Below are 4,254 nucleotides of genomic sequence, written 5' to 3' on the forward strand. Positions count from 1 at the left end.
ATCTAGGATAATATGTTCGCTTTTGAAAATCAAACAGTGACAAACCTTGCTGAATTCATTCTGGAAATACTTTTCATAGGTTTTTCTAAGAATCATCGTCGCAGTACAAAGACCTGTAAATATGAGGTGAAGAACATGGGGATTTATTATTATGTAGGTTGACAACTTGAGTTAGGGATTGGTTTAAGTAGTGTCGGACGTTATGAGAATAATATTAGAGTTCCTAAGTAAAAAATATTGAATAAATTTGCTGACTATTTTGGAATACCTATAGAAGATTTACTTTAAGCTTTAGTACCTGGTATTATTCATTGTTGTGGTTAATGAAAGAAAGGCAGACAGGAGCATGAATACACAAGTAAAACTAATGGAAAGATACAATACAAAGCGAAATGAGATTAAAGCCTCTACTCACTACGATAAGAAGTTCCGATACTGTGGAGAAAATGAGGAAAAGTGTAATTATTACACTAAAAATCATTATAATTAGCACTCCAAATAACAGTATAAATAGCAACCAAATAAGCTTGGACATTTTAATGTCCAAGCGTTTCGTTTTTTATATTGTCCTTGTTCAACTAAGCAGCCATTTGTTAAGGAACATTGAATTAAGATTTTTTGGAGTTTTGTCTTAGTAATAATAGAATAGCGATTATAAAACGGTTTCGATGAGCAAGGAAGGTAACTCCACCCGAAGTCCATTTGAGATAGTTATTGCGCAGTATATAGTCTAATGGCGAAGAGACGATCACTTAAAAAACGTAATCGTCTCCCTACTTTTTCAACAGTTCTCCTTCTCCTATTCAAATCATCTAATACAAATCTAGTTCTTGGAGCCTCAGAATCTTCATTTCAAAGCGATTTATAAAATGATTAGAGAAGTTGGAATTAATGTGTTTTGTGTTTTACACTATTTAATTGGTTGCTGTTAACTATTAAAATATTCACAAATGTTCTAATTCAATATACTAAGTGAAAATACTTAATTCATTATGCTAATTGACCTTTAAGATAACTAACCCATTTTTTTTGAATGGTGCCATGTGTATGGGTCTTTATCAATCAGTACCTCTATCTCAATGGGAAAACCCACATGAAGTTCAGCAATAAGCACTATTCTATCTTCATACAATATTGCTTCAGGAAATAATTCACCCAGCAATTGAGCACGTTCGTTTGGAGTTAATTCATATTCCAACGAATCTGCAACCTCAAAATATTGATAAAGCATTTCGTAATTCCATTCCTGCTTTTCAAGTGTTTCAAGTTTAGCTCTCTGTTGATTGTGTATCTTCAGCTGGTTCTCTAATTGGCCTTCTAATTCTTTCTCTTTTACCGCAAATTGTTCTTTGGAATACTTTGAATTTAAATAAAGGTCCAAAAGTCTATCTAGTTTTTCTTCCATTTGGGATATCACTTTTTGACCCTTCTTAAGTTGTGACTTTAAACTCGTGATTTCCTCTTCATCAATATCTATCTTAATGTATTTCTTAGCCAACTCTTCACTCAATAAAATTTCTTTTACCGCACAGAGAATTTTATCATCAAATCTAATAGTATTTATTGAAATGTCGCATACCGATCTATCTTTAAGCCTTAGCTTTCTTCCATGCTTCAAGTAATATCTTGCAGCTTTTTTTCCTCCTTGGTTTGCTACATGGATCTTACGGCCACACATCCCACATTTGATATTCGTTCTCCTTAGCATATGTAAGTTTTCATTATTTCTTTGATCTGCTTTATACACCTCCCCCCGCTTTTTTCTTTCTTCTTGAATTTTATTCCATGTTTCCTCTGATCTTAGCTTTGGATAAATATTATCTATACAATCGTTTCATCATTTGAAAACTTCTTTTCCATGACACCGTGAAATGCCTTTGATATAAGGCGTCTGTATACTAGAGTTTCATTCCAGTAAGTATTAGTAGGTGTTTTAGATATACCATTTAATTTATCAGCAATAGCTTTCATTCCAAGGTTTTCCTCAAGATACATTTTATCAATAGCTGGAATCACCCACGCCCATTCTTCATTAATTCCATATTTTTTCGTATCTTTATTAAAAGTATATCCAATTGGCGGTTTCCCCCAACCTTTGCCCTCCCTCATTTTTTGACGTTTTCCCCTCATCATTCTTCTAACAATATTTCGCTTTTCTCTTCTTGCAATCAAGTTTTTAATGTCAGAAAAAAATTCATCATATTCATCTGTTAAATCAACCATGTTTCCTGGTTCTGCGATTTTCACTTTATTTTCTCTTAAAATGGATTTTAGATATTCCCATTCTGTAACATTCAACCTTGAAAGTCTGTCCTGGTCTACTACTAGAACGATATCGGTTTTTCCTTCCTCGACATCATTCAATAGTTTATCCATTCCTTCCTTTTCTAACTTCCCTCCGCTATCAGTGTCTTTATACGTCGCTACTATTGTCCAGCCCTGTTCTTGGGCATATCTTATCAATTCTTCAAGCTGCCCCGCTAAAGAGTACTTGGATTCTTGTAGCTTTGTTGAGACACGGATATAAATAATTACTCTAATAATTATTTGTAATGAGTCACTCAATTCCAAACCTCCCATTTTGTATTATTTATATCCATTATTACATTTTCACATTTGTATTAAACATTCTACTTTGGTTTGATTTATTATGAACTAACATAATTTAATTCATTTGTGGTACATAAGTAATATGTATCTTATACTACTTAGCCCTCTGAAGCCCATCCAAGTTAGTTTATCCCCCTCTTCGAATAGCTGAAACCTGGGGACGAATTCAACAAAAACGTAAGTGGAGGGACTCGCTCTTCGAGATACAAAAGATCTATGAAGGGGATTATCCATCCCCGTGGTTCATCGACTAAAATTTATTTATTGCTGTTGTCATAATAAAACCAGACTGCGGGAGCCCTCACCTTGTTTTCACTTCTTTCATTGTATTTGGCTCATACAATTCGACACTCTTGCGGATAACAGTTTTCTCGCGTTCAGCAATTAGATTCTTCATTTCCAATATCAATTTCTCATCCTTATCAGAAAATAACTCAATTCTAGAAAGAGGAGATGCAATTTACACATGTTTTCATAAAAAATTGCTTTCTCTTCTGACTAATCTCCAAGTGAATAATATATTTCTTGTGCTTTTTAGTGATTAACGCAGATACAATGCTGCTCTCATTTAATTACACTCCTTTTTTATTCATTGTTTTTGTTAACAAATTTAATCTATAAACCTATTAATCTTATATTTATGAATATTAGATTATAGGCAATTCCTGCTCCAAATGTGTTAGAATTTCCTCGTAAAGTGGAGAAATCTGTACCTTTTTCTCCCCCCATAATCTCAAAAATGATAGAGCAGTTTCAGGTTTTGTGTAAGATAACTCTGCTAATTTCATTGGAATTGCTTGGCGTTTTCTTAAAATATCTTGGCATATGGGAAACTGGTTCTTATTCATCACGTCACTCCTTCAAATTTTTAAAACAATCAACCCTTAGCAGAAAACAAAAAGAACCCCGAACAAATAAGACCTCCAAATTAGAAATAATTCTAATCTGAATCTTATTTGCCCGAGGTTCTTCCTCTGCAGCTATTAACATGTAATTAGTTTACTTGAGGCTTTTTGCTAGTCTAACACCTCAACCTGGATTACAATGCGTTATTTATTATTGTGGTGTTCTATTCGGATATTTTAAGTCAATGTGACCTGAACTAGATCCTTTATATAAATCCCTCCTCCGATTACGTTCTCCTTGGATTCTTCGCCACGTTTCTTCTGTACGAAGAGGAGGATATAGATTTTCTATTGCGATGGTCTCCCCATCAATTCTTTTTTCCATAACTCCGTGATAAGCCTTTGACAGTAAACTCCTATACACAAGGCCTTCATTCAGCCGCTCCCCATTTTGACCCCTAGATATTTCTTTTAATTTATCTGCAACAGCTTTCATCCCCAAGTTTTCTTCCAAGAACATTTGATCAATCGCCGAGATCACCCATGCGAATTTTTCATCGATCTCAATTTTTTTAGTAACATGATTATATATATAACCAAGTGGTGGCCTTCCCCACCCATTACCATCCTTCATTCGTTGCTTTTGTCCTCTCATAAATCTTTTTCCAACAAGTTCTTTCTCTTTTTGCTCAATTAGATTCTTCACTTTTTCTATAAAATCTTTATCTTTTTCAGAAGAATCTGTAATACCTGAGTTAAGGCGTGCAATACTTTCCTTATTTAATTCTAGTAATAAAGT

Annotated in this window: 4 protein-coding genes; all 4 read right to left on the reverse strand. The window is 33.8% G+C overall.

Features of this window, described 5'->3' with window-relative positions; translation table 11 throughout:
- Window positions 1–1,015: 1,015 nt before the first annotated feature.
- The gene (locus ACOI1C_RS22235) at window positions 1,016–1,747 is read right to left on the reverse strand and encodes a hypothetical protein (RefSeq protein ID WP_422512823.1); all 732 of its coding nucleotides are present in this window, start codon (window positions 1,745–1,747) and stop codon (window positions 1,016–1,018) included.
- 74 nt (window positions 1,748–1,821) lie between these two features.
- Window positions 1,822–2,565, reverse strand: coding sequence for a recombinase family protein (locus ACOI1C_RS22240; RefSeq protein ID WP_422512824.1), 744 nt, complete (start codon window positions 2,563–2,565; stop codon window positions 1,822–1,824).
- Window positions 2,566–3,257: 692 nt separating this feature from the next.
- Entirely contained in the window at window positions 3,258–3,458 is a 201-nt protein-coding gene (locus tag ACOI1C_RS22245) for a hypothetical protein (RefSeq protein WP_422512825.1), read from the reverse strand.
- Window positions 3,459–3,666: 208 nt separating this feature from the next.
- A partial coding sequence (locus ACOI1C_RS22250; protein WP_422512826.1) for a recombinase family protein occupies window positions 3,667–4,254 on the reverse strand: 588 nt, incomplete at its 5' end.

The sequence above is a fragment of the Bacillus sp. DJP31 genome, assembly GCF_049310945.1.
GTDB lineage: Bacteria > Bacillota > Bacilli > Bacillales > SA4 > Bacillus_BS.

What these genes read in the sequence shown, in the direction of transcription:
- ACOI1C_RS22245 (WP_422512825.1), bottom strand. Translation starts at nt 3,458, where the DNA reads ATGAATAAGAACCAGTTTCCCATATGCCAAGATATTTTAAGAAAACGC.